Source organism: Micromonospora sp. NPDC049559, from assembly GCF_040676675.1.
In the GTDB taxonomy this organism is placed as follows: Bacteria; Actinomycetota; Actinomycetes; order Mycobacteriales; family Micromonosporaceae; genus JBFAPK01.
Genome location: NZ_JBFAPK010000001.1, coordinates 80,776 through 107,293, shown reverse-complemented (window position 1 = coordinate 107,293; position 26,518 = coordinate 80,776). Strand labels below are relative to the sequence as shown.

General features: G+C 73.4%; 29 protein-coding genes. 15 read left to right on the top strand and 14 right to left on the bottom strand.

The window, feature by feature from the left end; translation table 11 throughout:
* Positions 1-49: 49 nt before the first annotated feature.
* The 3 genes from AB0J86_RS00475 to AB0J86_RS00465 all read left to right on the top strand — a co-directional run bounded on the left by AB0J86_RS00475 (position 50) and on the right by AB0J86_RS00465 (position 1,305).
* Positions 50-352, top strand: coding sequence for a hypothetical protein (locus tag AB0J86_RS00475; RefSeq protein ID WP_363850237.1), 303 nt, complete (start codon positions 50-52; stop codon positions 350-352).
* Between the two features lie 14 nt (positions 353-366).
* Positions 367-663 (top strand): hypothetical protein, encoded by a 297-nt coding sequence (locus AB0J86_RS00470; protein WP_363851549.1) that lies wholly within the window; start codon positions 367-369, stop codon positions 661-663.
* 69 nt (positions 664-732) lie between these two features.
* On the top strand, positions 733-1,305 hold the full coding sequence (locus AB0J86_RS00465; protein ID WP_363850234.1) for a hypothetical protein: 573 nt from the start codon (positions 733-735) through the stop codon (positions 1,303-1,305).
* Between the two features lie 29 nt (positions 1,306-1,334).
* Here AB0J86_RS00465 and AB0J86_RS00460 read toward each other — a convergent pair whose 3' ends face one another.
* From AB0J86_RS00460 to AB0J86_RS00435, 6 genes are all read right to left on the bottom strand, one after another.
* Entirely contained in the window at positions 1,335-2,621 is a 1,287-nt protein-coding gene (locus AB0J86_RS00460; protein WP_363850231.1) for an epoxide hydrolase family protein, read from the bottom strand.
* Positions 2,622-2,846: 225 nt separating this feature from the next.
* Entirely contained in the window at positions 2,847-3,845 is a 999-nt protein-coding gene (locus AB0J86_RS00455) for a DUF5937 family protein (protein WP_363850230.1), read from the bottom strand.
* A 116-nt stretch (positions 3,846-3,961) separates the two neighbouring features.
* Complete coding sequence (locus AB0J86_RS00450; RefSeq protein ID WP_363850227.1) at positions 3,962-5,497, bottom strand: tripartite tricarboxylate transporter permease; 1,536 nt, start codon at positions 5,495-5,497, stop codon at positions 3,962-3,964.
* Positions 5,494-6,168, bottom strand: a complete 675-nt coding sequence (locus AB0J86_RS00445; RefSeq protein WP_363850224.1) for a tripartite tricarboxylate transporter TctB family protein — start codon at positions 6,166-6,168, stop codon at positions 5,494-5,496. Before AB0J86_RS00445 ends, AB0J86_RS00450 begins: the two co-directional genes overlap by 4 nt.
* Before the next feature lie 2 nt (positions 6,169-6,170).
* The gene (locus tag AB0J86_RS00440; protein WP_363850221.1) at positions 6,171-7,208 is read right to left on the bottom strand and encodes a tripartite tricarboxylate transporter substrate binding protein; all 1,038 of its coding nucleotides are present in this window, start codon (positions 7,206-7,208) and stop codon (positions 6,171-6,173) included.
* Between the two features lie 253 nt (positions 7,209-7,461).
* A complete protein-coding gene (locus AB0J86_RS00435) occupies positions 7,462-8,184 on the bottom strand; it encodes a PP2C family serine/threonine-protein phosphatase (protein ID WP_363850219.1) in 723 nt (240 codons plus the stop codon).
* A gap of 63 nt (positions 8,185-8,247) precedes the next feature.
* Between AB0J86_RS00435 and AB0J86_RS00430 the strand changes: the two genes are divergently transcribed.
* Positions 8,248-9,360, top strand: coding sequence for an AAA family ATPase (locus tag AB0J86_RS00430; protein ID WP_363850216.1), 1,113 nt, complete (start codon positions 8,248-8,250; stop codon positions 9,358-9,360).
* Between the two features lie 63 nt (positions 9,361-9,423).
* Positions 9,424-10,992, top strand: coding sequence for a hypothetical protein (locus tag AB0J86_RS00425; RefSeq protein ID WP_363850213.1), 1,569 nt, complete (start codon positions 9,424-9,426; stop codon positions 10,990-10,992).
* On the opposite strand, the gene AB0J86_RS00420 is transcribed toward AB0J86_RS00425, so the two are convergent.
* The 7 genes from AB0J86_RS00420 to AB0J86_RS00390 form a co-directional block, all read right to left on the bottom strand.
* Complete coding sequence (locus tag AB0J86_RS00420; protein ID WP_363850210.1) at positions 10,968-11,855, bottom strand: hypothetical protein; 888 nt, start codon at positions 11,853-11,855, stop codon at positions 10,968-10,970. The two genes, AB0J86_RS00425 and AB0J86_RS00420, sit on opposite strands and share 25 nt — an antisense overlap.
* Complete coding sequence (locus tag AB0J86_RS00415) at positions 11,852-12,508, bottom strand: hypothetical protein (RefSeq protein ID WP_363850207.1); 657 nt, start codon at positions 12,506-12,508, stop codon at positions 11,852-11,854. The genes AB0J86_RS00420 and AB0J86_RS00415 overlap by 4 nt, the downstream gene beginning before the upstream one ends.
* Complete coding sequence (locus AB0J86_RS00410; RefSeq protein WP_363850205.1) at positions 12,505-13,122, bottom strand: hypothetical protein; 618 nt, start codon at positions 13,120-13,122, stop codon at positions 12,505-12,507. Before AB0J86_RS00410 ends, AB0J86_RS00415 begins: the two co-directional genes overlap by 4 nt.
* A gap of 110 nt (positions 13,123-13,232) precedes the next feature.
* A complete protein-coding gene (locus tag AB0J86_RS00405) occupies positions 13,233-13,652 on the bottom strand; it encodes a hypothetical protein (RefSeq protein WP_363850202.1) in 420 nt (139 codons plus the stop codon).
* 242 nt (positions 13,653-13,894) lie between these two features.
* On the bottom strand, positions 13,895-14,128 hold the full coding sequence (locus AB0J86_RS00400) for a hypothetical protein (protein ID WP_363850199.1): 234 nt from the start codon (positions 14,126-14,128) through the stop codon (positions 13,895-13,897).
* Positions 14,129-14,535: 407 nt separating this feature from the next.
* Positions 14,536-14,967, bottom strand: coding sequence for a large conductance mechanosensitive channel protein MscL (gene mscL, locus AB0J86_RS00395; protein ID WP_363850197.1), 432 nt, complete (start codon positions 14,965-14,967; stop codon positions 14,536-14,538).
* 175 nt (positions 14,968-15,142) lie between these two features.
* Positions 15,143-15,502, bottom strand: a complete 360-nt coding sequence (locus tag AB0J86_RS00390; protein WP_363850194.1) for an STAS domain-containing protein — start codon at positions 15,500-15,502, stop codon at positions 15,143-15,145.
* A gap of 178 nt (positions 15,503-15,680) precedes the next feature.
* Between AB0J86_RS00390 and AB0J86_RS00385 the strand changes: the two genes are divergently transcribed.
* From AB0J86_RS00385 to AB0J86_RS00345, 9 genes are all read left to right on the top strand, one after another.
* Positions 15,681-16,544, top strand: coding sequence for an STAS domain-containing protein (locus tag AB0J86_RS00385; protein ID WP_363850191.1), 864 nt, complete (start codon positions 15,681-15,683; stop codon positions 16,542-16,544).
* Complete coding sequence (locus tag AB0J86_RS00380; protein WP_363850188.1) at positions 16,544-16,990, top strand: STAS domain-containing protein; 447 nt, start codon at positions 16,544-16,546, stop codon at positions 16,988-16,990. Before AB0J86_RS00385 ends, AB0J86_RS00380 begins: the two co-directional genes overlap by 1 nt.
* Entirely contained in the window at positions 16,987-17,406 is a 420-nt protein-coding gene (locus AB0J86_RS00375) for an ATP-binding protein (RefSeq protein ID WP_363850185.1), read from the top strand. Before AB0J86_RS00380 ends, AB0J86_RS00375 begins: the two co-directional genes overlap by 4 nt.
* On the top strand, positions 17,403-18,431 hold the full coding sequence (locus AB0J86_RS00370) for a SpoIIE family protein phosphatase (protein ID WP_363850183.1): 1,029 nt from the start codon (positions 17,403-17,405) through the stop codon (positions 18,429-18,431). Before AB0J86_RS00375 ends, AB0J86_RS00370 begins: the two co-directional genes overlap by 4 nt.
* Before the next feature lie 52 nt (positions 18,432-18,483).
* On the top strand, positions 18,484-19,848 hold the full coding sequence (locus AB0J86_RS00365; RefSeq protein ID WP_363850180.1) for a sensor histidine kinase: 1,365 nt from the start codon (positions 18,484-18,486) through the stop codon (positions 19,846-19,848).
* Between the two features lie 3 nt (positions 19,849-19,851).
* Positions 19,852-21,399 (top strand): fused response regulator/phosphatase, encoded by a 1,548-nt coding sequence (locus AB0J86_RS00360; protein WP_363850177.1) that lies wholly within the window; start codon positions 19,852-19,854, stop codon positions 21,397-21,399.
* A gap of 77 nt (positions 21,400-21,476) precedes the next feature.
* The gene (locus AB0J86_RS00355; RefSeq protein ID WP_363850175.1) at positions 21,477-22,013 is read left to right on the top strand and encodes a PadR family transcriptional regulator; all 537 of its coding nucleotides are present in this window, start codon (positions 21,477-21,479) and stop codon (positions 22,011-22,013) included.
* A complete protein-coding gene (locus tag AB0J86_RS00350; protein ID WP_363850172.1) occupies positions 22,010-22,723 on the top strand; it encodes an ABC transporter ATP-binding protein in 714 nt (237 codons plus the stop codon). Before AB0J86_RS00355 ends, AB0J86_RS00350 begins: the two co-directional genes overlap by 4 nt.
* Positions 22,720-24,165 carry an FtsX-like permease family protein gene (locus AB0J86_RS00345; protein ID WP_363850170.1) on the top strand — a complete coding sequence of 482 codons (1,446 nt, stop codon included), beginning with the start codon at positions 22,720-22,722 and terminating at the stop codon, positions 24,163-24,165. The genes AB0J86_RS00350 and AB0J86_RS00345 overlap by 4 nt, the downstream gene beginning before the upstream one ends.
* Before the next feature lie 24 nt (positions 24,166-24,189).
* On the opposite strand, the gene AB0J86_RS00340 is transcribed toward AB0J86_RS00345, so the two are convergent.
* A complete protein-coding gene (locus tag AB0J86_RS00340) occupies positions 24,190-25,440 on the bottom strand; it encodes a DUF4352 domain-containing protein (RefSeq protein WP_363850167.1) in 1,251 nt (416 codons plus the stop codon).
* A gap of 132 nt (positions 25,441-25,572) precedes the next feature.
* On the opposite strand from AB0J86_RS00340, the gene AB0J86_RS00335 reads away from it, so the two are divergent.
* Complete coding sequence (locus AB0J86_RS00335; RefSeq protein WP_363850164.1) at positions 25,573-26,517, top strand: threonine/serine dehydratase; 945 nt, start codon at positions 25,573-25,575, stop codon at positions 26,515-26,517.
* Position 26,518 lies beyond the last annotated feature (1 nt).

Below are 26,518 nucleotides of genomic sequence, written 5' to 3'. Positions count from 1 at the left end.
CGCGACGGAGCGAGCCGGAGCGGCGCGTGTTCCCCACCGGGGGCCGCTGGTGAGCCGGGCCGCGCTGGCCTGCGCGGGAGAGCACACACCGCGCCGGCCGCTGTGGCTGTGCCGGGCCGACGGCCAGCCGTGGCCGTGCGGCCCCGCCCGGGTCGCGCTCGCCCGACAGGCGCGGCGCGACCGGGTACCGCTGATCCTCTGCCTCGCGGCGGACTACGCCGAGGCGGTCCGCGACCTGTACTCCCTGAACCCGGAGACCGCCCCCGAACCGGCCACGCTCTTCGCCCGGTTTCTGAGCTGCGTACCGCCGCGCGACCGCCCGGCGCCGGACAGCCCCGGGGACCTGCGGTGACCGGTCCGGCGCGGATTCCGGAGGCGGGTGACGTGTTGTACGTGTGCCGGGCCGCGAGCGTGCAGTTCGTGGCGCCGATCCGGTTCCGGGTGATCCGCCCGCATCCCTGGGAGACCTACCACGGCTGGATCTGGCTGGACGGGTACGAGTTGAGCACGACAGGTGAGGCGGTCGAGCGACGCTCGATCTTCGTACAGCCGGCGGGGCTGCGCTGGATCACCGTGAACGTCGCGCGACCGCGCGTCGCCCCACGCCGGCCCGCGCGACCGGTTCCGCGTCCGTCGCCAAGTCCGCGTCCGTCGCCAAGGTGACCCGCCGGCGCCTGTCCGCATGCTGCCGTCGCACGTTCACCGGCCCGGAAATCCGCCTAGCTTGGCCGCATGCCGTACTCTCCCCGAGCCTGGCGGCTCTCGTGCGTGTTCCTGGCCGCGACGGTCCTCGCGGGCGGCTGCGGGTCGTCGCGCGAGAACCCCGGACCCGCCGCCAGCCCGACCGCGACCGTCGGCGCGACCCCCGGGTCGGTCGAGCCGACCCCCACGCCGAGCCCCACGGTCCCGCCGGCGCCGTCGCCGGTGACCGCGGCGGACGGTACGAACCACCGGGCCTGTGCGGACGGGACCTGCGAGGTAGCGGTGTCCCGACCGGGCACCATCCGGTTGGGCGGGCGGGCCGGATCGGGCAGCACCCTCGTGGTCCGCGAAGTCCTCGACGACGGACTCGACTTCGATTTGACCCTCGCGCGGGGCGGTGGTGGCTCCGGCACGCTGAAGTTCAAGGACTCCTGCGGCACGATCGTCCGGTTCGACCGCTCCGGCGGTGGCGGATCCGGGAGCTTCTGCAACGCCGACGGCAGCGTTCTGCCCGCGCCCGAACCGCAGGCCGGTGTGGTCGCGCTGCAGGTGCCGGGCAAGACCAGTGACGGCGCCATTGTGCTGCGCATCGTCTCGGGCTGATTCAACTCCGGGGCCGGAAACCTGGTAGGTCAACGGACCAGGCGAGCGAACCTCCGCAGCTCCTCGGTAAGGATCTCCGGTTGCTCGAACGCGGCGAAGTGGCCACCACGGGCGACCGTGTTGAAGTAGACGAGCTTGGGCCCGTAGACGCGTTCGGCCCAGATGCGCGGAGTCGGGATGATCTCGTGGGGGAAGACCGTGAATCCCACCGGGACCTTGAAGTCGTCGGGCGTACCGGCGGTCCGTGCGTCCTCCCAGTAGATGCGGGCCGAGGAGGCCGCGGTGCCGGGCAGCCAGTACAGCATGATGTCGTCGAGCATCCGGTCGACGCCGAGGACCCGCTCGGGGTCGCCGTCGCTGTCGGTCCACTCCAGGAACTTCTCGTAGATCCACGCCGCCTGCCCCACGGGGGAGTCGGTCAACGCGTACCCCACCGTCTGCGGGCGCGTGGACTGCTCGTAGACGAAGCCGGCGGCGTCGTCGAAGAACCGTTGCAGCTTGTTCAGCGCCTCCTGCTCCGGCGGCGTGGGCGGGTCGCTGACCGGGGGCTGGAACACGGGGAAGAAGTTGAGATGGATCCCGGCGAGTCCGGCGGGCCCGAGCTTGGCGAGTTCGTGCGTCACGGAGCCGCCCAGGTCGCCGCCCTGGGCGAGCCAGCGGCGGTAGCCGAGCCGGGACATGAGTTCGGCCCAGGCCCTGGCGATGCGTGGGATGTTCCACCCGGTCGTGGCCGGCCTGTCGGAGAACCCGAAGCCCGGTAGGGACGGCACCACGACGTGGAACGCGTCCGCGGCGCTCCCGCCGAACGCCGTGGGATCGGTCAGCGGCCCGATCACGTCGAGGAACTCCACCACCGAACCCGGCCAGCCGTGGGTCAACACCACCGGTACGGCGTCGGCGTGCCGGGAACGTACGTGCAGAAAATGGATCCCCAACCCGTCTATCCGCGTGCGGAACTGGCCGAACCCGTTCAGCCGGGCCTCGACCCGGCGCCAGTCGTACCGCGTCCGCCAATGCTCGACCAGGGCGCGTACCCGCTCCAGCGGCACGCCCTGGGACCCGTCGGGAACGGTCTCCCGCTCCGGCAACCGGGACGTCGCCAACCGCCACCGCAGGTCGCGCAGCGCGCTGTCCGGCACCGACAGCCGGTACGGTGTCACGTCCGTGGTGGCCACCGGCAACGTCGCCCCGGGCTCGGCGGCTGCCGGGGATGCCACCGCTCCCGTCAACCCGAGCGGGGCCGCGACGGCGCCGGCCGTGGCGGCCGCCCGCAAGGCGGTGCGACGGGTCAGGCCACGGGTGTCTTCGTTCCGCACGATTCCTGCCTTTCCGGTTCGAGTGGTCGGCAAGAATCGACGGCTTGCGGTGGTGGTCGTGACGAACGCCAGGGTGCGACTCGACCGGGCCGCGCGGCGCGTCGAATGCTTGCGTTCGCTCACCGTCGCAGCCCGCCCGGGAGCCCACCAACGATTCGACGGTGCTGGAATCCGGCGCCGTCGTCTGGGCCCGCCGCAGGCCGGCCAGTCCTTATGAAACGCGGCCTAGCCCCGCTCGAACCCCGCACCACCACCCGTGACCAGTTCGGTGGCCAACGACGTGCGCCGGTACAACACCCGGCGGCCGGAACGCCACGACGTCACCAGGCCGTTGCGGCGCAGCACCGACAGGTGGAAGCTGACCGACGGTGCGCTCTGACCGAGCTCACGGGCGAGGTCGGTGGTCGACTTCGGCAGCGCCAGGCAGCCGAGGATCGCCGCGCGGCTGGACCCCAGCAGCGCGCCCAGCGCGTCGTCGTCGTACTCGGCGTCCCGGGAATCGCCTCCCCACAGCGTGCCGACTCCCCGACAGGCGTAGACGAGGCTGGCGCTGCGGTCGGGGCGCTTGTCCACCACCAGGTTCGGCCACGCGAACACCGACGGCACCAGCACGAGCCCGTCACCGGCCAGGTCATGGTCCACCGAGTGCCGGGGCTTGTCGATCCGCAGGACCTCACCCCGCACGCTGATCTCCGGGTGCAGGCTCGACAGCAGCGCCTCGACGCCCCCGCCGGTCAGTCGGCCGGCCCGGTACGCGACGTCGTCCTCCAGCACCGCACTCAGCTCCCGCCAATGCGGCTCGATCGCCACCGACCAGTACCGCCACAGCTCATCGGCCAGCCGCCGCGCGCCAGCCGCCCCCTCGGCAACCAACGCCCGCGCCCGCGCCGGCATCGGCTCCCGCCCCCACACCGCCTCCAGGTCGGCACGGATTCCCGCCACGGGCGACTCGGCGACCAACCGCAACTGGTCGTCGATCGCGCCGGCGTCGGTGGCCGCCACGAGCAGGAAATCCGCCACGTACGCGCGCGTCGGCACCACCGCGCCCAGCAGCGCCATGTCCACCCCGCGCAGGCCGTCCCGCGTCGCCTCCCACCAGCCCTGGTGCAGCGGCGACACCCGCCCCGACGACAACTGGTACAGGCTCTCGACCACCTCGGCAAGGGGCGAGAACATGAAGCGCGTCCTCGCCACGTCGGCCAGTCCCATGCGCAACCGGATCACCCCTGTCAGCCTAACTAGTCGGCGACACGGGGACGGCGCTCAGCGCGGCTCCACGGATGACGACGATCCCTGGGCCGGTCCGCACCGGGCGGACCGGCCGGCGGCGAGGACGTGTCTCAGTCGTCCTCGCCGAAGGCGAGCCGGGCCCCCGGGCGCCGCCCCCGCAGCCGCGCGACGATCCGCGGCAGGTACGGCACCAGCACGGCGAGCACCACGAGGGCGAGCAGGACGACGGTGAGCGGGCGGGTGACGAAGACGGTGAGGTCGCCGTTGGCGAGCACCAGGGCGCGCCGGAACTGGAGTTCCATCATCGGCCCGAGGATGGCGCCGAGGATCACCGGTGCGATCGGGAAGTCGAAGTGCCGCATGAAGAACCCGATGACGCCGATCCCGTACGCGATGAGGACCTGGACGACGCTGCCGGAGGCGGCGTACACGCCGAGGGTGGCGAAGACCAGGATGCCCGCGTACAGCACCGGGCGCGGGATCTGGAGCACCTTCACCCAGACCCGGATGAGCGGCAGGTTCAGCGCCAGCAGCAGCACGTTGCCGACGTAGAGCGAGGCGATCAGCGCCCAGACCAGCTCCGGCGACTTGTCGAACAGCTGCGGGCCGGGTTGCAGGTTGAAGATCTGGAACGCGGCCAGCATCACCGCGGCCGTCGCCGAGGTGGGGATGCCGAGGGTGAGCAGCGGCACCAGTACGCCGGAGAAGGCCGCGTTGTTCGCCGCCTCCGGCCCGGCCACGCCCTCGATGGCGCCCTTGCCGAACTCGGCCCGGTCGCGTGCCCGGTGCTTCTCGAACGTGTACGACAGGAACGTGGGCACGTCCGCGCCGCCCGAGGGGAGCGCGCCGAACGGGAACCCGACGGCGGTACCGCGCAGCCACGGCCGCCAGGACCGGGACCAGTCCTGCCGGGTCATCCAGCCGAACCCGCCGCGCGCCGGCTCCAGCGGGGTGACGTGCTCGGGCAGGTTCCGCAGGCGGCTGGCGACGTAGAGGGTCTCGCCGATGGCGAAGAGCCCCACGATGATCACGACGATGTCGACGCCTTCGAGCAGCTCCAGCGTGCCGAAGGTGAACCGGGCCTGACCGGTCAGCCCGTCCAGGCCGACCAGCCCGAGGAAGAGGCCGAGGCTCAGCGACATCAGGCCCCGTACCAGGGAACGCCCGACCAGGGCGGTCACCGCCACCATCGCCAGTAGCGCCAGGGCGAAGTAGTCGGCGGCGCGGAAGCTGGTGGCCAGCGAGGCGACCGGCCGGGCGAAGAGCGTCAGCAGCAGGGTCGAGATGGTGCCGGCGACGAAGGAACCGATCGCGGCCGTCGCCAGCGCGGCGCGCGCCCGTCCGCGCCGGGCCATCTGGTACCCCTCGATCGCCGTCGCCACCGACGACGACTCGCCCGGCGTGTTCAGCAGGATCGAGGTGGTGGACCCGCCGTACATGGCGCCGTAGTAGATGCCGGAGAACATGATGAACGTGCCGATCGGGTCGTCCAGGTTGAACGTCACCGGCAGCAGCAGGGCGATGGTGAGCGCCGGCCCGATCCCCGGCAGCACGCCGACGAAGGTGCCGAGGGTGACCCCGATCGCGGCGTAGAGCAGGTACTCGGGGCTCAGCACCGTGGCGAAGCCGTGTAGCAGGTCGTTCACAGCGGCAGCACCCCGCTCGGCAGTTGGATGGTGAGCAGGCGGGTGAAGGCGAGGTAGATCGCCAGGACGAGCAGCACCGCGATCACCACGTCGCGGACGAGCCGGGGGCTGCCGAGGATCCGCGCCACCAGTACGAAGAAGAGCGCCGAGGCGAGCAGGAAGCCGACCGGTTCGAGCAGCAGCACATACCCGACGAGGGTGGCGGCGAGCGCGGCCGGGGTGAGCCACTGGACCCGACCGTCGCCCGGCTCGGCCCGGTCGGCCGCGTCCTCGGCGTCGGCCGCTTCGCCAGCCGGCTCGTCGGCCGGCTCGGCGGTCGCGTCGGCTGCGGCGGTCGGTTCGCCGGGCTCGGCGTCGGCCGCTTCGGCGGTCGGTTCGTCGCCCGGCTCGCCGGTCGCGGCTTCGGCGGGCGGTTCGGTCGCGGGCCGCGGCCCGATGAACTGTGCGACCAGGTACCAGGCCGAGACCAGCACCCAACCGGCGGTCACCACCAGCGGCGCGAGCCAGGGCCCGTCGAGGGCGAGGTCGCCGCCGGACGATTCGTACGCGGTCCAGAGCAGGAAGATCCCCACCGCCAGTACGACCGCGCCGAGCACGCGCGGGCCGAGCGGTGCCCGGGGGCGGGCGGCGACCGGCGCCACCCGCCCCTCGGATTCCGACGTGGTGGTCATCGCTAGCCGGCCAGCCCGATCTCGGTGAGCACCGCGGTGATCCGGGCGCTCTCGCTGCTGAAGTACGCCGCCGCCGCGTCGCCGCTGCGGTAGAAGTCGTCCCACTTCTGGGCGGTGAGGGCGTGCTTCCACTGCGCCGAGGCGTGCAGGTCGTCGAGGAGCTTGATCAGGGCGGTCCGCTCGGCGGGCTTGATGCCGGGCGGAGCCACGAGGCCGCGCCAGTTCAGCAGCTCGACGTCGTACCCGGACTGCTTGATCGTGGGGGCGAGCGTGCCCGCGCCGACGTCGATGCCGGCGGCGCCGGAGACCGCGAGCGCGCGGACCTTGCCGCTGGCGACCAGGTCGGCGTACTCGCTGGCGCCCGAGACCGCCGCGGTCAGGTCGCCGGAGAGAAGGGCGGCCTTGGACTCGCCGCCGCCGGAGTAGGCGACGTACTTCATCGCCTTCGGGTCGGCACCGGCCGCCTTCGCGAGCAGGCCCACGAGGATCTGGTCGGTACCGCCGGCCGAGCCGCCACCCCAGTTGATCGAGGACGGGTTGGCCTTGGCGTCGTCCATGAGCTGCTTGAGGGTGGTGTACTTCGAGCTGGCCGGTACGACGATCACCTCCTGCTCGGAGGTGAGCGTGGCCAGCGGCGTGACCTGGTCGAGCTTGACCGGCGACTTGTTGGTCACCACGCCGCCGATCATGACGAGGCCGGTCACCATCAGCTGGTGCGCGTCGCCCCGGTTCTTCGTGACCAGCTGCGAGAGCCCGAGCGTGCCGGCGGCGCCGGGCACGTTGTAGACCTCGACGGACTCGTCGACCAGCTTGCCGTCCGTGAGCGCCTTCTGCAGCGTACGGGCGGTGACGTCCCAGCCGCCGCCCGGCGCGGCGGGCGCCATCAGGTGCACCGTGCGGGTCGGGTACTTCACCGTCCCGCCGGAACCCGCGCCGGCGCCGTCCTTCGAACAGCCCGCCGCGGCCAGTACCAGCAGCGGTACGCAGGCCGCCAGGACGGTACGACGTCCCACCGTTGCGCCGCCTTGCCGTTGCCTCATACCGAACTCCCTCGACCGTGATCGTTGTTGCCGCACCGTTTCGGCTGCGTTGCGCCGATGCTGCAAGATCGGAGTGACCGGGGTCACCGTTACGGTCGCGGAGTTCGTTGTGGTCGTTGTGGTCGCACGGGCGGCGGGCGGGAGCCACCCCGCGCGGTTCTGCGCGGTCTGCGCGTCGATCTAGGGCAAATCCGCGTTAGTGGATATCCACTAGCGACGATTTGCCCTAGATCGACGAGGTCGGGTCGGGAGGTCAGGTCGACGGGGTGAGGTCGGCGATCACCACGGTGACGTTGTCCGGGGCGCCGGCCTGGTGGGCGAGCTTGACCAGCTGCTCCGCGCACTCGTACCGGTCGGCGAGGCCGGTCAGGGCCTGCCGGACGAGCGACTCCTCCACGTAGTCGGAGAGCCCGTCGCTGCAGAGCAGCAGCCGGTCGCCCGCCCGAGCCGGGAAGGTCCACGTGTCCGGCGGCACCTCGGCGCCCTGCACCGCGCGGGTCACCAGCGAGCGCTGCGGGTGGTACCGAGCCTCCTCCGGCGTGAGCACCCCCCGGTCCACCAGCTCCTGCACGAACGTGTCGTCCCGGGTCAGCTGGTGCAGCGCGCCGTCGCGCAGCAGGTAGCCGCGGGAGTCGCCGGCGTGCACCACGGCGAACTCGTCGCCGGTGAGCAGCAGCGCCGTCACCGTCGTACCCATGCCTTCGCTCTCCGGGTGGGACTGCGCCATCTCCCGGATCCGGCGGTTGGCGACCTCGACCGCCCCGCGCAGCGCCGCCACCGGCTCCTGGCCGCCGGTCGACCGCTCCAGCGGCGCCAGCGTCGAGATGGCGATGTCGCTGGCCACCTCGCCGGACGGCTGCCCGCCGATGCCGTCGGCCACCGCGAGCAGCCGGTCGCCCGCGTACGCCGCGTCCTCGTTGTTGGTGCGTACCAGGCCGGGGTCGCTGATCATGGCCGCGTGCAGGATCAGGGTCATGCCAAGCAGCTTGCCAAGCGGACCGCGGAGTCGTCACTACGCACTACTGCGTAGTGTGTAGCGATGATGCCGGTGTCCATGGTCGGGCGCGCCGGCGAGCTGACCGAGCTCGCCCGGGCCTGGTCGGCGGTGGCCGGGGCGCAGCGCCCCGCCGCGCCACGGACCGCGGTGATCACCGGTGCCGCCGGGGTCGGCAAGAGCCTGCTCGTCTCCGCCGCGCTGGACGCCTTCACGCCGCGACCCGCCACCGTGCTGACCGGTACGGCCCGCGTGCACGAGCCGGCCCCGTACGACTGGCTCGCCGCCGTGCTGAGCGGGCGGGACCTGGACGACCTGCCCCTGCCGCCGGACGCGCTGGCCTGGCTGGCCCAGCACCCGACCGCGCCCCGCGAGCGGTACGCCCCGGGCGCGCTGCTGCGCCTGGCCGTGCGTACCGTCCGGGCGCTGGTCGGGGCGGGACCGGCGGTGCTGGTCGTCGAGGACCTGCACGCGCTCGACCCGGCGAGCCTCAACCTGGTCGGCGAGCTGGCCACCGCGCCCGAACTGCCGGCGCTGCTGGTGGTCGCCGGCCGGCCGCCGGACGCCGCGCTCTCGCCGCAGCTCGCCGCCCGGACCATGGCCCGGCTCTCCGGCGCGCCCGGCGCGATCCGGCAGCACCTGCACCCGCTGGACCGCGCCGAGGTGGCCGAGGTGCTCGCCCAGGTCTACGCCGGGTCGGCCGTACCGGCGGAGGTAGTGACCGCGGTCTGGGAACGTACCGGCGGGAACCCGTACTGGCTGGTGGAGCTGCTCGCCGCCCGCTCCGGCGACGGGCCGGACGGGCTGGTGGCCGGCCCGATGCCCGGGCACCTGCGCCTGCCGTCCCAGCCGGCCGGGCCGCCGGCCGAACCGCATCCGCCGCGGGCGGCCGGGCGGCTGCCGTCGCTGGTGGACGAGCCGCTCCCGCCGCCGACGGACGCGGCGGTCGCCGCCGAGCTGACCGGCCGCGAGGTCGAGGTGCTCACCTGCCTGGCCGCCGGGATGTCGAACAAGCAGGTCGCGCGGTCGCTGGGGATATCGGTACGCACCGTGACGGTGCACGTGTCGAACCTGCTCCGCAAGACCGGCTCGGCCTCGCGCACCGAGGCCGCCCTCTGGGCGGTGCGGCACCGGCTCGCCGTACCGCCCCGCCGTTAGCGGACATCGTCGTCGCCCGGGCGGGCCGTGGCGGCGGATCGATCTCGGCTAACCTGTGCGGCGATGACGGCGACAGGTGTGATGGCGGCGCCGCGCCGTCCCGGGCTGCTGGCCGCGCTGGGCGGCACCGTCTCCATCGTGTGGGGCGCGCTGCGGCTGCTCGGCCGCCACTGGCCGGTGCTCTTCGCGCTGATCCTCGCGGGGCTCGGCGTGCGTGACCTCGTGATCAGGGGAGCCGTCTACGCGAGCCGGGTGAACGGCGTGCTCGGCCTACTGATCATGGTGCTGGCCCCGATCGCCCTGCTCAGCTCGCTGATCCTGATGCTGCGGGCGGTGCGCCCGTCGCTGCGGCACCTCACCGCCGCCACCAGCGGTACGGGCGACGCTCCGGGGCCCGGGGCCCGGCCGCGTACCCTGCTGGACTACCTGGGCAGCGCCCTCGTGCCGTTCCTCGCGGTGTACGCGTCCATGAACTACCTCGTCGACGACCTGCTCAACTACTTCTACCTGGTCTGGCAGGACGACAGCGCCGCCACGATCGAGAAGGTCCTGGGCGGCGTCGACGTCGGGGAGCGGGCGTCGCTCGAAGAGCGGAACGTCAGCCAGGTCGGGCTCGGGCTCATCTCGGTGATCGTGGTGGCCGTCGTGCTGCGCTGGCTGCTGGGCCGCTGGCAGGGCCGCTCCGGCTGGCTCTGGCTCGGCGTGATCGGCGCGTACGTCGAGGTGATCTGGCTGGTGGTGAGCGCCGCCGTGGTCGGCGGTGCCCAGGACCCGGCGATGGACTGGGTGCGCGACCGCCGGATCGTCGACTGGCTGGGCGGGCTCTGGCACCGCCTCGTCTCGTTCACCGGCCCGCTCGCCGAACCGCTCGGCACCGCCGTCGGCTGGCTGGCGGGGCTCTTCGGCTCGGCGGACGCGGTCATCGTGGTACCGATCGCGTGGCTGACGGTCGGCGCGGTCGTCTACGGCCACCAGGTCGTCACGCCGCCCTCGACCGAGCTGTACCGGCAGGCCGCGCGGCGCTGGGTGCTGCTGCCCGGCCCGGTCCGGGCGATGGTCCGTGGCGTCGCGCGGGACGTCCGCGAGCGCTTCGGTCCGCTGCTCGGCGGGGTACGCCTGCTGGCCGCCGCCGGGCTGGCGCCGATGCTGCTCTTCTGCATGGCGTTCCTGGCGGCGGAGACCGCCGAGGACTGGCTCTGGGAGCTGGAGCGGCTGGTCATCGGTCCACGGGACCTCGCCAGCTTCTGGCGGCCGTACTCGGGGCCGCTCTCGCTGCTGAACCAGGCGATCGGGATGGTGCTGCTCGTCTGCCTGCTCGCCGCGGCCATCGACCGGGTGCTCGGCGCCCGCCCGGCCGCGGTTGCCGAGGACGGCGCGGCCGACGCTCTCGACGGGAGCACCCCCGGGCAATCGGCCGCGTTCGACCAGCCGGGCCCGTTCCGCCAGCCGCCCGCCTTCGACCGGCCGCCCGCCTTCGACCGGCCGCCCGGCCAGCCGGGTCTGTTCGGCCCGCCGTCCAATGTAGGTGGTCAGCCGGGTCCGTTCGGCCCGCCGCCCGGTGTGTCAGGCCAGCCGGGTCCGTTCGACCGCGCGCCGGGTGCGGGCGGTCAGCCCGGCGAGAGCCGGGCGTAGCGGGGCGACTCCACGCTCAGCACGACCCGTACCGCCGTCGGCTGCGCCGACGTGGGCAGGACGAAGTAGGACTGCGTCTCGTACGCCGGACCCGGCTTCTCCAGCCCGGGCGTGCAGAAGTTGGAGTACAGCGACGCCTCGTCGAGTTCGTCCGGGTCGGCACCGAAGGTACGGCCGTCCAGGCTCTCCAGGAGCAGCTTGCAGCCCCCGATCCGCTCGGTCTCCGCCGACTCGAAACCCAGCCGCGCCCGCCACACCCGCACCCCGGGCGGCAGCCGAACCGGCCGGCGCGCGGCCGTCACCTCGGTCGTGGCGTCGGTCAGCTCGACCAGGCGCATCCGCGCGCCGGCGTACTCGGTCCAGCCGTCCGCGCCCGCCGTCACCGGACGACTCGGCTCCAGGCCGGTGATCTGGTCGTACGCGTCCTTCGCGGGCGGTCCGAGGGCGAGTGCCAGCGCGGGCAGCAGCGCCACCAGCCCCCAGCGGTTTCGCCGCCACCAGCCCGCCTGAGGCGTTGCCGGCTCCGGCGGCCCGGCCGGCTCCGGCGGTACCGTCCCTGGCGCGACCGGCTGCGCCGGTCCCGTGCCCGGCGCGGCCGGTGCCCACGCTCCGGCGGTCGGTCCGGCCGGCGGCCACGCTCCGCTGCCCGGAGGGGGCGGCTCCCACGTCCCGGTGGTCGGGGCGGTGGGCTCCCACGCTCCCGGCACCGGCACCGGTCCCGGTCCCGGTGCCGGTGCGGGCTGCGGCCCGGCGGCGGGCATGCCCCGGAGCGGACCGAGCACGGCCGTGTCGGAGAGCGGATCCGCCGCGCCGACGCGGGGCAGGTTCGCGGTCTCGGTGTTGTCGAAGGTCGGGTCGCTCACGTCCCCACCGCCCCCGGCGTCTGAAGCGGCACCGGCGCCGTCGACCTCGTCCAACCATCCACGGTGGACGGATCAACCGGCAACAGCGCCACCTCGGCCATCGAGTCCATCCCCTGCTCGGCGAGGTTCTCCGCGAGCCGCAACCACAGTCGGCTCGCCGCCGCGCGCGGCACCTCGAAGGCGACCTCGCCCTCGACCGGAATGCCCGGCTGGAGCACCCACGAGTTGGTCAACGGCTGGGTGAACCGCTCCGACTGCTGGTAGAGCCGCCCCCGCTCGTCCCGCAGCGCGGCGTAGCCGACCGTGGTCGGATCGTTCCGCGCGGTGAGCCGGAGTCGTACCACGATCCAGACCCCGCCCGTGTCGTGCGCCTGGCGGAACCGCGCCACCTGCGCCGCGCCGCGCACGTCGAGCACCGTGACGTCGAAGGTACGCGTCGAGACCCGCTCGCCGAGACCACCCGCGGTGACGAAGGGCCGCTCCCGTACGTCGCTGTTCGGGCGCAGGGCGGTGAGCGCGCCACCGGCCGCCAGCGCGGCGACGAAGAGCGCACCGACCCCGAGCCGGGCGCCGAACCGGGCCAGGCCCGACCGTGCCGGCGCGGCCGGCGCGGCCGGGGCGGGCGGGTTCGCGGAACGCGGCGGCTCGCTCATCCGGCCCGACGGTCCTGCACCGGGGCCACGACCTCGGCCCGTACCGCCGGGTCCAGCCACTCCATCCGGTTGGCGAGGTTGTCCATCCGGTACGTCTTGCCGTAGATCTGCACGGTCACGGTGCCGGGCGGCGCGGCGCCGGCCGACTGCTCCCAGACGAAGGCGATCTCCTCGGGCATGCCGGGGTTGAGCCGGCCCAACTCGGTGGCGTCGCGCATGAGCATGACGTGCGCCGGTTCCTGCGACATCAGCCCGAGGACCCCGGTCAACCGCAGCACGTCGTCCAGGTCGTTGCGGCTCTCGTCTGCGGTGACCTCCACGGTCGCCACCACGGCGAGCCAGCGGTCACCCGGTACGGTCAGCCGCAGCGTGCCCAGGTCGTTGACGAGCCGGACCCGCGACACCGTCACGTTCCACGGCGAGCCGCGATCGACCGTACCCGGCTGCACCACGGGTATCGCGGGCTCGTCCGGCCCCTCCAGCCCGCCGAAGAAGCCGGAGACCGCCAGCGTGGCCGCGCCCGCGCTCAGGCCAAGCCAACGAAGCGGTATCCCGAACAGGCGGGCGGCGAGCCTTCGCGAACCGGCCCCCGAACCGGCGCTGACGCGTGACACGGGAAGAGAGCTTAGGGCATCCCGCGCCGATCATCGGCCCGCCTGGATGGGCCGTCCCACGCCTCCCGCCGGGCTCACGCCTCCCGCCGGGCTCACGTCTCCCGCCGGGCTCACGCCTCGCGGGTGGCGAGCATGGTGCGTGGCACCGTCAATTCGACCACGTCCTGGTTCACCCGGGCGATCTGGTCGGCCGCGACGTAGAGGTCCCGGGCGAGCAGCCCCTTGCCGTCCACCCGGAGATAACCCGTACGCAGCAGCCGGGCCGCCAGGTCCGCCGGCACCTCCGGCTCGTCGCCGTCCTCGGTGTGCGGCACCTTCCCGCTCAGCATGCCGGTACCGCCCGGCGGGTTCTGCGCGGCGACCGCGTTCGGGTCGCCCGGCGCGGTGCTGAGGACCGTACCGACCTCGTTGCCGTCGGCGTCGACGACGCGCATGCCGGTGGTGACCTGGGCGATCGCGTCCGTGCTGGTCGGCGCGCTCGTGCTGGTCGACGTGCTCGTGTTGGCGCTGGTCGGGATGTTCGGGCGCATAGTCGGCCAATTCCCTTGCGCGGTCCGGGATAAACCGGTCCGGGGTGAACCCGGCCGTCGCTCGCGCGCGTCGTGGGCGGGGTTCCGGAGTGGGCCCGCCGTACCCGGCGAATCCCGACACGCTTGATGTCTTCGCCAGGCGCGGCGGGCCCACCCCCGCTCGCGGCGGCGTCCGCGGGTCCGCGCCGGCTTTCCGCGCCGCCGTACCCGCGCCCCGTCGGGCGGCGCGGCGTTTCGGGCAGTCAGTCGAGGCTGGGACGGGCGGAGAGTTCGCGCCAGTTCTCCGGGCCGGAGAGCAGGCTGCGGATCGTCTCGTACGCCTCATCCTCGCTGTCGTACTCGTAGAACCGCGAGATGCCCTCGGCGCCACCGGCGCGCTGCTCGACGTGCCACTGGTCGGCATCGGTGCGCAGGAAGACGTCCCGTCGAGCCAGCCGCCCCCATTTGCCGTTCCACCAGTGCTTTCGCTGCTCCATGCGGGCAGCCTATAGAACATACGTACGACAATGTGCGACCCCCCGACGATCTCTCCGGCGGGTTTCGGACGGCGGCCGGGAGGTCGAGGCGGGGGCCCGCCGTGCCCGGCGGAGACATCAAGCGTGACGGGATCCGCCGGGTACGGCGGGCCCCCGCCCAAAGGGTGACCACCGACGACCGCGAGCGAGGTGCCGGCCACGCGGCCGTCAGCTCGGATGCGCCCGGCCGGCACCGTCACCTGAACGTCAGAGGCGCTACCGGAGACCGGTAACGCCTCTGGTGTTCAGGTGACCCCCCGGGCTACCACCGACGACGGCGGCGCGCCCGCCAGCAGGAGCGCGGGCCCGGACGCCACCGCGAGCGAGGTGCGGCCGAGGGCGTGACCGCCGACCGCCGGGGAGCCGCCTCAGCCCTTGCTGACGCCGTCGTCGAACGCGGCGCGGTGCTGCGACGGCACCCGGGCGCCCGCGACGAGGGCGTCGCGGATCTCGGTGAGCAGCCGGACCTCCTCGCTCGGCGCGGCCGGGGGCGGCACCTCGCCGCGCCGGCGCCGCTCGGCGAGCTTGTTCATCGGGAAGACGACCAGGAAGTAGAGCACGGCCGCGGTCAGGAAGAAGGTGATCACGGCGTTCACCACCGCGGACCACTCGAAGACCACGCCGGCGACGTGCCAGTCGCCCGACGTCTTGGTACCGCCGCCGAGGAGGTCGATCAGCGGCTTGAGGAGCGAGTTCGTGACCGCCGTGACCAGGCCGGTGAAGGCGCTGCCGATGACGACACCGACCGCCAGGTCGACGACGTTGCCGCGCATGATGAAGTCTTTGAAGCCCTTGAGCATTCGTTGCTCCCGAGGTGTCCGGTTCGCTGTCCGCGACAACCTAGTCCCCGGCAGGAGGAAGCGCATCCGGACGTGCCCGCCCGTCGACCGACTCGGGCGGGTCTCGCGGATCTGGGCCCGACCGGGCGGCGGCGACCCGGCTCGGGCGGTGGGTGATCCGGCTCGGGCGGGCCGCTCAGGAGGATGAGGCGGGGGTGGCGTCGGCGGTCGCGGCCTCGTCGACGGTGGGGAAGGTGCGCAGCACCTCTACCAGCCCGCTGACCTCCAGGATGCGCAGCACGCCGCGCTGCGGGGCGGCCAGGCGCACCTCGCCGCCGGCCTCGTCGCAGCTGTTCTTGGCGCGCACAAAAACGGACAATCCGGTAGAATCACAGAAGGAGACCTCGGCCAGGTCGAAGATCAGCTTCGCGCGCCCTTTGTCGAGCAGATCGGTGATCTGGTCCTGGAGTTGGGGTGCGGTAGCCATGTCGAGTTCGCCCGCGACCGAGACGACGACCGCGTCGCCACGCTGTTCCGTCTGTACCGTCAACGACATTGCCGACCTCCCGCTGGTGTCGCTCGAACCGTACTCCACCCGGGGCGGGAAGCGCAGAACCGGAGCGCCCTACATCACCATTTTTGGTTGCATCGCGGCAACTAGTTAGTGTTCGAGCGGTGATAGAGTCCGCCGGATCCCAGCTCAAGTCCGCCGGACCCCAGCTCAGGAGGTAGCGATGGCGTTGGGCGTGGAGGAAAGCAGCCGGCTGGCGAGCCTGCTCGACGAGCACGCCGACCAACTGATCAAGCGGTGGACCGAGATCGTCGCCACCTCCCTGCGGGGCCGGCTCACCCGGGCCGAACTACAGCGCCAGAACGAAGAGGTGTACCGCACCCTCCTGGTCGCCCTCGGCGGCGAGTTCGAGCTGCACGGCGACGCCGGGTCCGAGCTGCGCGCGACCCTGGGCGAGCTGTCCCGCAACCGGGCCCGGCAGGGCTTCACCGCGACCGAGACGGCGATCGCGGTCTTCGGTCTCAAGGACGCGCTGCTCGAGGTGATGCAGGTCGCCGACGGGGACGCTGCCTCGCTGCGTGACTTCGTCGCCTACTCGTCGCTGATCGACCAGCTGGGGCTCTTCACCTTCGAGAGCTACTCGAAGGCCCGTGAGGAGCTTATCGCCGACCAGGCTGAGCAACTGCTGGAACTCTCCACCCCGGTGGTGAAGCTGTGGGAGGGCGTCGTCGGAGTGCCGCTGGTCGGCACGCTCGACTCGGCCCGCGCCCAGGTCGTGATGGAGCGGCTGCTCCAGACGCTGGTCGACACCAGCTCGCCGTACGCGATCATCGACATCACCGGCGTGCCGGCGGTGGACACCCAGGTGGCCCAGCACATCCTCAAGACGGTGGTGGCGGCCCGGCTGATGGGGGCCGAGTGCGTCATCTCCGGCATCCGGCCCCAGATCGCCCAGACCATCGTGGCGCTCGGCATCGAGTTCGGCGACATCGCCACCAAGGCGACGCTGGCCGACGCGCTGCGGTACACGCTGCGGTTGACCGGCGTCGAGACCAGTCGCCGGGCCACCGCCCGCGGGGAGTCGTGATGGAGCGGGTACCGGTCCTCAAGATCGGTGACATCCTGCTGGTCTCCATCCAGGTCGACATGGCGGACCAGACGGCGCTCCAGCTCCAGGAGGACCTGGCGGAGCGGATCGTGGCGACCGGCTGTCACGGCGTGATCATCGACATCACCGCCCTCGACATCGTCGACTCCTTCATCGGGCGGATGCTCTCCAGCATCGCGTCGATCTCGAAGGTCCTCGACGCGGAGACGGTCGTGGTCGGCATGCGCCCGGCCGTCGCGATCACGCTGGTCGAGCTGGGACTCTCGCTCAATGGGATCCGTACCGCCCTGAACGTCGAGCGCGGCATGGAACTGCTGGCCGCCGCCCGGGCCGAGGAGTGGCCCGAGGAGTACGACACCGACGACGAGGCCGTTTCCGGCCCCACGCGCTCGCCGTCGGGTGATCCCACAGCGACGTCGCCATGACCTCCGGGCTAGACCTGGATTCCCCGCGGGTCCAGCAGATCGACAGCGACGAGGACGTGGTCCGGGTCCGGCAGCTGGTGCGTACCGTCGCCGTCGCGGCGAAGTTGTCGCTGGTGGACCAGACCAAGCTGGTCACCGCCGCGAGCGAGCTGGCGCGGAACACGCTCGTCTACGGCGGCGGCGGTCGGGTCGAGGTGTCGACGGCGGAACGGGACCGGCGCCGGGGCATCCGGATCGCCTTCATCGACGACGGACCCGGCATCGCCGACCTGGACCTGGCCCTCACCGACGGCTACACCACCGGCGGCGGCCTGGGGCTCGGGCTCAGCGGCGCGCGTAGGCTGGTCGACGAGTTCGACATCGAGACGGCGGTGGGCCAGGGCACCCGCGTCACGGTGACCAAGTGGTCCCGATGAGCGGAGGCGCCGTGTCCATCACCGACGAGGCCAGCGACGAGGGCGTCTGGTTCCGGGTGGAGGCGCCGAGCACCGCCAGCGCGGTGCGCCGGGCCGCCGAGCGGCTCGCCGGGCAGTTCCGCTTCGACGAGCAGCGTACGGCCGCGTTGGCCATCGTCGCCGCCGAGCTGGCGGGCAACCTGGCCAAGCACGCGCAGGAAGGGGTCCTGCTGCTGCGCCCGGTACGGGAGGGCGCCGAGGCCGGGGTGGAGCTGATCGCCATCGACAGCGGTCCCGGCATGGCCGACCTGGCCGGCTCCGCCCTGGACGGGCACTCCACCACGGGCACGCTCGGCATCGGCCTGGGCGCCATCTTCCGGCAGGCGAGCTGGTACGACGGCCACTCCGTCCCGGGTCGGGGCACCGTGCTCGCCGTGCAGGTCTGGCCGGAGCGGCGGCCGGCGCAGCCCTGGGCGGCCGGGCTGACCCGCCCGATGGCGGGCGAGACGGTCAGCGGCGACGCCTTCGCCGTACGGGTCGCCGCCGGACGGCACCAGCTGCTCGTCTGCGACGGGCTGGGACACGGTCCGCTCGCCGCGGCGGCCAGCACCGCCGCGGTGCACGCCTTCCGCCAGGCGCCGGCGGCCCCGCCCGCGGCGGTGGTGGAGTACCTGCACCGGTCCCTGACCCACACGCGGGGCGCCGCGCTCGCGGTGGCCGAGCTGGACGCCCCGAACGCCGTCGTCCACTACGCCGGGCTCGGCAACATCGTCGGTACCGTCTACGACGGGCCGCACCAGCGCGGAATGATCTCGCTGCCGGGGATCGCCGGCCACCAGCGCCGGACGGTGCGGGAGTACGACTACCACCTCGGCGCGGGCGCGACCGTGGTCCTGCACAGCGACGGGGTGACCGGTCGGTGGCGGCCAGCGGACTACCCGGGGCTGTTCGACCGCTCGCCGCTGCTGCTCGCGGCGACCGTACTGCGCGACTCCGGGGTCCGGCGCGACGACGCGTGCGTGCTCGCGGCCCGGACACCGGAATGACCGCGAACGACGTGATCTTCCGCCGTGGTGCCGGCGCCCCCAGGGTAGGGCCGTGAACCCGGTGGATCTACGGCCCGGCGTGGTGCTTCAGCTGCCGCTCCGGGTCGAGCAGGACATCTTCCTGATCCGGCAGCGCGGCCGGGAGGTCGCCGCGGCCCTGGGCCTGGAGCACCAGGACCAGATCCGCATCGCCACCGCGCTGAGCGAGATCGGCCGGGAACTGCTGGCCCGGACCGGCGGCGCGGACGTCACGTTCCTGGCCGACCGGGAGGCCGGCAGACCCGCGCTGCGGGTGGAGCTGGTGCCGATCCGTTCGCTCGGCGACTGGGATCCGCGGCGCGACGCGCCGGCCGCGGTGGCGCGACTGGTGGACGGACTGGACGTGACGGGGGCCGGGGCGGATACGGTCGTACGGATGTCTCGTCGCCTGCCACCCTCCTCCGCCGCCCTGGACCAGGCGCGGCTCGACGCGGTACGGGCCGAGGTCGCGGCCAGCGCGCCCGGTACCCCGCTCGACGAACTCGCGTCCCAGAACCGGCAGCTGCTCGCCGCGCTGGACGAGGTGCGCAGCCAGCGCGACGAGCTGGCGGTGCTCAACGAGGAACTCCAGGAGACCAACCGGGGCGTGCTGGCGCTCTACAACCAGCTCAGCGAGGAGATGGAGGCCACCAACCGCGGCGTGGTGGCGCTCTACGCGGAGCTGGACGAGAAGTCCGCCCAGCTGCGGGCGGCGAGCGAGGCGAAGAGCCGGTTCCTGGCCAACGTGAGCCACGAGCTGCGGGCCCCGGTGACCGCGATCATGGGCCTGGGCCGGCTGCTCGCCGACTCGGCCTCCGACCCGCTCACCGAGGAGCAGAGCCGGCAGGTGGAGCTGATCCGCGACTCCGCGGCCGACCTGCTCTCGCTCGTCAACGACCTGCTCGACCTCGCGAAGGCGGAGTCGGGCCGGATCGAGCCGACCTGGGCCGACGTCGACCTGCGGAGCCTCTTCGGGCAGCTGCGCGGCACGCTGCGGGCGCTGGCCACCCGGCCGGAGGTGGAGCTGGTGGTGGTCGACCCGCCGCCACCGGCGAGGATTCGCACCGACGAGGTGCTGTTGGCCCAGGTGCTGCGTAATCTGCTGCACAACGGGTTGAAGTTCACCGAGCGCGGCGAGGTCCGGATGAGTGCGCGACTGCGGGACGACCACTGGCGGCTGGTGGTCGCCGACACGGGTGTCGGCATTCCCGCCGAGCAGCGCGAGCGGATCTTCGAGGAGTTCTACCAGGTGCCCGGCCCGTCCCGGGTGGCCGGTACGGGACTGGGGCTGCCGTACGCCCGGCGGCTGGTCACCCTGCTCGGCGGTGAGCTGGAGCTGACCAGCGAGCCGGGTCGGGGCAGCACCTTCACGGTGACCCTGCCGGTCGCCGGAGGCTGACCGGTGGACAGCGCCCCGGCGACGGTGCTGGTGGTCGACGACAGCGCGACGAAGCGGTACCTGCTGGTCAACTGGCTGCGTCGGGCCGGCTTCGAGACGATCGAGGCGGAGAGCGGCGCCCAGGCGCTGGACCGGGTCGTACGGGATCCGGTCGACCTGGTGGTGCTCGACGTCCGGCTGCCGGACATGAGCGGGTTCGAGGTCAGCGAGCGCATCAAGACCATGCCCGGCCGGCCGGTCCTGCCGGTGATCCACGTCTCCGCGCACGCGGTCGACGTGGCGGACCGGGCCCAGGGGCTCAACCGGGGCGCCGACGCCTACCTGACCGAGCCGATCAACCCGGAGGAGCTGGTCGCCACCGCGCAGGCGGTGCTCCGCTACTACCAGGCCCGCCAGCGGGCGGAGCTGCTCGCCAGCCGGTTGTCCCGGCTCGCCGACGTCACGCTCGCGGTGAACTCGGCGCCGGACTTCACCCGGCTGATCAAGGCGGCGGCCACCGGCGCGTCGCGGATCTACGAGGCGCCGACGGCGGTGGTGGCGGTGACCGCCGACGGGGAGTGCGTGGCCGCCGTCTCGCCCGGTCCGGACGGGTCGCCCCTGGTGGTGCCCTGGTCCATGCCGGAGGCGGACGTGCCGGTGGGCTGGCGGACCCGGACCGAGCCGTTGGAGAACTGGACGCTGGTCGAGTGGCCGGAGGGGGAGAAGGCGGTGGCGGTGGCCGAGGCCCGGCTGCGCCCCGACCGGCCCCCGCTCTACGTGGCCGTGCCCGGCCGGGGACCGGTGCCGGGCGTACCGGTGCTCGGGCAGCTGGCGCAGGCGGTGGCCGGGGCGGTGGAGGCGCAGCGGTCGTACGACGAGGAGCACCGGATCGCGGTGACCCTCCAGCGCAGCCTGCTGCCCCAGCGGATCCCGCGCATCGGCGGGCTGGACCTGGCGGTGCGGTACGAGCCGGCGAGCGCGCAGACCGAGATCGGCGGCGACTTCTACGAGTTGGTGATGCTCGACGGGCACCTGCTCGTGGCGATCGGCGACGTGGCCGGGCACTCGCTGCACGCGGCCACCGTCATGGCCGAGCTGCGGCACGCGGTGCGGGCGTACGCGGTCGAGGGGCACCAGCCGGGCGCGATGCTGGAGCGGGTGGACGCGCTGATGCGTACGCTGCTGCCGGGCGAGTTCGCCACCATCTGCGTACTGCTGGTCGAGCCGTCGACGGGCCGGATCCGGATGGCGAGCGCGGGCCACCTGCCGCCGTTGATCGTGCGCGACGGCGGGATCGAGTTCGTCGAGCACCGGGCGCCGCTGCTCGGCGTACGGGCGGATCGCCCGGCGGACCTGGAGTTCACCCTGCCGGCCGGGGCGACGCTGGTGCTCTACACCGACGGTCTGGTGGAGCGCCGCGACGCGGACATCGACGAGGGGCTGCGCGCGCTGGCGCGGGTCGCCGCGAGCGTCGACGGGAACCTCGACCGGTACTGCGACCGGCTGCTCGCCGAGCTGGCGCCGGCCGAGATCCAGGACGATCTCGCCATGGTCGTGCTCCGCCGGCACTGACCGCGGCACGCTTCAGATCCTGATCGGACCGGGGCGGCGCCTTGACGGCAACTATTCAATCAGTGAATAGTGTGGCCGTGTCCACCGCCCACCTGTTGCTCGGCCTGCTCGCGGCGGGAGCGAGGTACGGCTACGAGCTCAAGCGCTCCCACGACGAGCGGCTGCCCCGCGCCAAGCCGCTCGCCTACGGGCAGGTCTACGCGACCCTCGGCCGGCTGGAACGGGACGGCCTGGTCGAGCAGGCCGGCCAGGACCGCGAGGGCGGACCGGACCGCACGTCGTACGCGCTGACCGGCGCGGGACGCGACGAACTCGACCGCTGGCTCGCCAGCACCGAGCCGCCCGCGCCCCACGTCAACAGCGAGCTGCTGGCCAAGGTCACCGTCGCCCTGCTGGTGGCCGGCGCCGAGCGGGCCCGCGCGACCCTCGCCGCCCAACGCCGGGCGCACATCGCCCGGGTACGCGAACTGACGAAGGTCAAGAACGACCCGGTGGCGACGCTCGACGACGTGATCGCCGCCGACTACGCGATCGCCCATCTCGACGCCGATCTGAGGTGGTTGGAAACCACCCTCGAACGAGTCGCCGACTGGCACCGGGAGGTGCACTCATGACAGAGCCGACCACGCTGTTGCGAGCCCACGGGGTCGTGCGGTCGTACGGCCGGACGCCCGCGCTGCGCGGCGTCGACCTGACGGTGGCGCAGGGCGAGATCCTCGCCATCACCGGCCCGAGCGGCTGCGGCAAGTCCACCCTGCTGCACTGCCTGGCCGGGATCCTGACCCCGGACGAGGGCGAGATCTACTACGGCGCGCACCGACTCGACACCTGGTCCGAGCGGGCCCGGTCCCGGCTGCGCCGCACCGAGTTCGGGGTGCTGTTCCAGTTCGGTCAGCTCGTACCGGAGCTGACCGGGGCGGAGAACGTCGCCCTGCCGCTGCTCCTCGCCGGCACGGGGCGGCGAGTGGCGCGGACCGCGGCGCTGGAGGGCCTGGACCGGCTCGGCGTGGCCGAGCTGGCCGACCAGCGGCCCGGTGAGATGTCCGGCGGTCAGCAGCAGCGCTGCGCGCTGGCCCGGGCGCTGGTCACCGAGCCGCGGGTGCTCTTCACGGACGAGCCGACCGGGGCGCTGGACAGCCTCGCCGGGGAGCAGGTGCTCGGCGAACTGGTCCGGCTGGCCCGGGAGCGGGGCACCACCGTCCTGCTGGTCACCCACGACGTCCGGGTGGCCGGGTACGCCGACCGCGAGCTGGAGCTGCGCGACGGCCTGGTCGACGGCGACGGGCTGGGGCTGGCCCCCCGGGCGCCGGGGGCGACCCGGTGAGGCCCGCCACCCTGGTACGCCTCGCCCTGGCCGGCACCCGCACGGATACGCTGCGGGTGGTCCTCACCGGATTCAGCGCGGCGCTCGCGGCGCTGGCGTTCCTCGCCGCGCTGACGGTACGCGCCATCCCGACCCCGCCGGGCGATCCGGAGAACCGGGCGGCCAACTACTCCATGCAGTACACCAACCACCTGCTGATGGAGCCGGGGCTGCGCGGGGGCCTGGCCATCACGCTGCTCCTGCTCGCGATACCCGTGCTGGCGCTGGCCGCCCAGTGCGCCCGGCTCGGCGCGCCGGCCCGGGACCGTCGGCTGGCGGCGTTCCGGCTGGCCGGCGCGACGCCCGGCCAGGCGATCCGGATCGCGATCGCCGAGACCGGGGTCGCCACCCTGCTCGGCGCGCTCGCGGGGCTCGCGGTGTACCTGGTCGGGCGCCGGCTGCTGCACCGGCCGGACCCGTTGGGGCAGCTCGCGCTCCCCACCGACGTGTTGCCGCCGGTGTCGGAACTGGTCGGCGTGGTGCTCGTCCTGCCGCTGCTCGCGGCGCTGGCCAGCGCGGTGCTGCTACGCCGGGTCGTGGTCACCCCGTTCGGCGTGCTGCGCCGGGTCCGGCGCAGGCGGGCGCCCCTGCCGTGGCCGGCGATCCCGATCGCGCTCGGGTTGGCCGTACCGCCGCTGGCCAACTGGCTGATCCGCACCGGGCGGATCGGCGAGGGAGCGGACGGTTTGCTGCCACTGGCGGCCTTCGGCTGCGTGCTCCTCGCGGTCCTCGGGGTCGTCTCCAGCGCGGGCTGGTTCTCGTACAGCAGCGGGCGGGTGCTGCACCGGCTGGGCCGGGGCCCCGCCGCGCTGCTGGCCGCCCGGCGGCTCATGGCCGACCCGTGGGCGGGCAGCCGCAGCCTGATGGCGCTGCTGGCCGCGCTGGTGATCGCGGGCGTGGCGGCGGGGTTCCGGGCGGGCTTCGAGGCCCGGGCGCGCAACCTGATGGCCGAGGGTGAGGAGGCCTGGCGGAACAACGCCGACCAGCAGGACTTCTACCTCTCGACCATGGACCTCGTGGACCTGGCGCTGGCCGTGGCGCTGACGATCGCCGTGGCGGGGATGTTGATCGCGCTCGCGGAGGGGATCGTGGCCCGGCGGCGGACGTACGCGGGCCTGGTCGCGAGCGGAGTGCCCCGGGTGGTGCTGGCCCGTTCGGTCGCCTGGCAGGTGCTGACCCCCGCCGTGCCGGCCGTCCTGGTCGCGTTGACCGTCGGGCTGAACCTGGTCTGGCGTGCCGTCGCCGACGGCGGAGCGGTCGGGGCGCGGATCACACCCGAGCTGCCGCTGGACCACCTGGCGGGCTACGCCGCCGGTTCGCTGCTGGCGCTGCTCGCGGCCCTCGGTGTCGGCCTGCTCTTCCTGCGTACCAGCACGGACCTGGAGGAGCTACGGGTGGCGTGACCCGCCCGGCGGCGTGCGCCCGGCCTACCCGGTCCGTACCGTCACGCCGGGGGAGCGGGCGGACTGGCGCAGCTCCACCCGTACGACGCGGGCGTCCGGCGGTACGTCGTAGACCAGCGCCCCGGTGACCCGGTTGCCCGGGTTGATCTCGTTGAGGAAGGACTGTTGGTCGGCGTTGGCGAGGATGCCGGCGGTGCTGTCGGCGAGGAACAACTCGCCCCGCGGCCCGTACGCCAGTTGCAGGGTCTCGGCGAAGACGACCGGCCGGGACCCGACGTTGCGTACGGCGAGGTCCACCACGCAGAACTGTCCGACGGCGGCCTGGCTGATCAGCGGGTCGCCGACCCGGCCGATGCCACACTCGACGCCCGTCACCCGGAACTCCAGGTCGCCGTCGCGGGCGGTCTGGTTCAGCCCGACGGTGTCGCGCCGGTCGAGGAACTCGTCGTAGATCTGCTGGCCCCAGGTCAGCGCGATCAACACGGTGACCACGCAGCAGCAGGAGAGCAGCACCGCGACGATACCGAGGATCAACCAGACCCGCTGGTCGCGCTGTGGCGGTGGGGACGATCCCGGTGGCTGTCCGGCCCGCTCGGCGGACCAGGGCGGTGGCTCACCCGACCAGGGCGGTGGCTCGCCGGAGGGCTCCCCGGACCAGGCCGGTGGTTCGCCGGGCCACGGTGGTTCACCGGACCACGGTGGTGGCGGGGCCGGCTGCCCGCCGTACGGTGCGGTCGTCGCCCGGGTCTGCGGCGTGGACCAGTCCGGCGGTGGCAGGGCCGGTCCGCCGGCCTCCGGCGCGCCGGGCTCCGGTGGGGGCGGTTCAGGCGCCCGGGGCTCGGGTGGGTTCGGTTCGCCCGTGCGCGGTTCGGGTGGGTTCGGTTCGCCCGTGCGCGGTTCGGGTGGGTTCGGTTCGGTCGGGGGCGGCTCGCCCGTGGGGGGTTCGGCCGGGGGCGGCTCGGGCGCGACCGGTTCCGGCGGTGGCAGGAAGGTCGGTGCGTCCGGGCGCCCGGCGGGAGGCTGCGGCGTCGGGTCGATCGTCGGGTAGGGCTGAGGGTCGGGGAAGACGGTGAGCTGGGACGGGTCGCCGGCCGGTGGCGGCGGACCGGTCGAGGGCGCCCAGGTCTCCGCGCCGGTCGGCGGTTCGCGGGCCGGGATCCAGCCGTCGTCCCCGCGCGCCGGCCCGGTGCCGCTCTCCTCCGGAGCGGACGGTCCGGCGCCGCTCTCGTCCGGAGCGGATGGCCTGGCGCCGCTGTCCGGATCGGGCGTGGTCATTCGCGGTCCCCCGAATTCGCGCGACGTATTATGGGCGATTCTAGTATTTTGCGTTATTCGTCCTACGGGGATCACGTTTTCCGCGCCGACCCCGCGCCGGACGATGCTCGTTCCGCGGCGCAGGATGGCGGAATGGATCTGGTAACCCTCGACGACATCCGGGCCGCCGCCCTCCGCATCGCCGGTGTGGTGGTACGCACCACGCTCCTGCCGGGCCGGTGGGACGCCGACCTGCGGCTCAAGCCGGAGAGCCTGCAACCGGTGGGCTCGTTCAAGCTGCGCGGCGCGACGAACGCGGTGGCGCAGCTCGACCCGGCCGAGCGGAGCCGGGGTGTGGTCACCCACTCCTCCGGCAACCACGGGCAGGCGTTGGCGTACGCGGCCCGTGCCGCCGGCGCGCCCTGCACCGTGGTGGTGCCGGAGGGGGCGCCCGCGGTCAAGGTCGACCAGATCCGGGCGCTCGGTGCCGAGGTGGTGCTCGTACCGCCGGCCGAGCGGGAGATCCGCGCCGAGCGGTTCGTCGCCGAGCAGGGTCGGACGCTGGTGCCCCCGTACGACGACCGCCGCATCATCGCCGGTCAGGGCACCGTCGGGCTGGAGATCGTCGAGGACCTGCCGGAGGTCGAGGTGGTGCTGGTGCCGGTCGGCGGCGGGGGTCTGGCCTCGGGCGTCGCCACCGCCGTCAAGGCGCTCCGCCCGGACGTCGCCGTGATCGGGGTCGAGCCGGAGTTCGCGGCCGACGCCCGGGAGTCACTGGCGACCGGCGCCGTGGTGAGCTGGGACGTGGACCGGACGTTCCGTACCTCCGCCGACGGGCTGCGGACCAACCTCTCCGAGCTGACCTTCGCGCACCTGCGGGAACGCCTCGACGCGATCGTGACCGTGACCGAGGAGGAGATCGCCGCCGCGACCGCCCGGCTGGTACGCGAGACCCGGTTGGTCGTGGAGCCCAGCGGCGCGGTGGCGACCGCGGCCCGGCTCTTCCACGCCGCCGAGCTGCCCGCGGGGCGTACCGTCGCCGTGATCAGCGGCGGCAACCTGGACCCGGCGCGGCTGGTCCAGATCGTCAACGGATAAG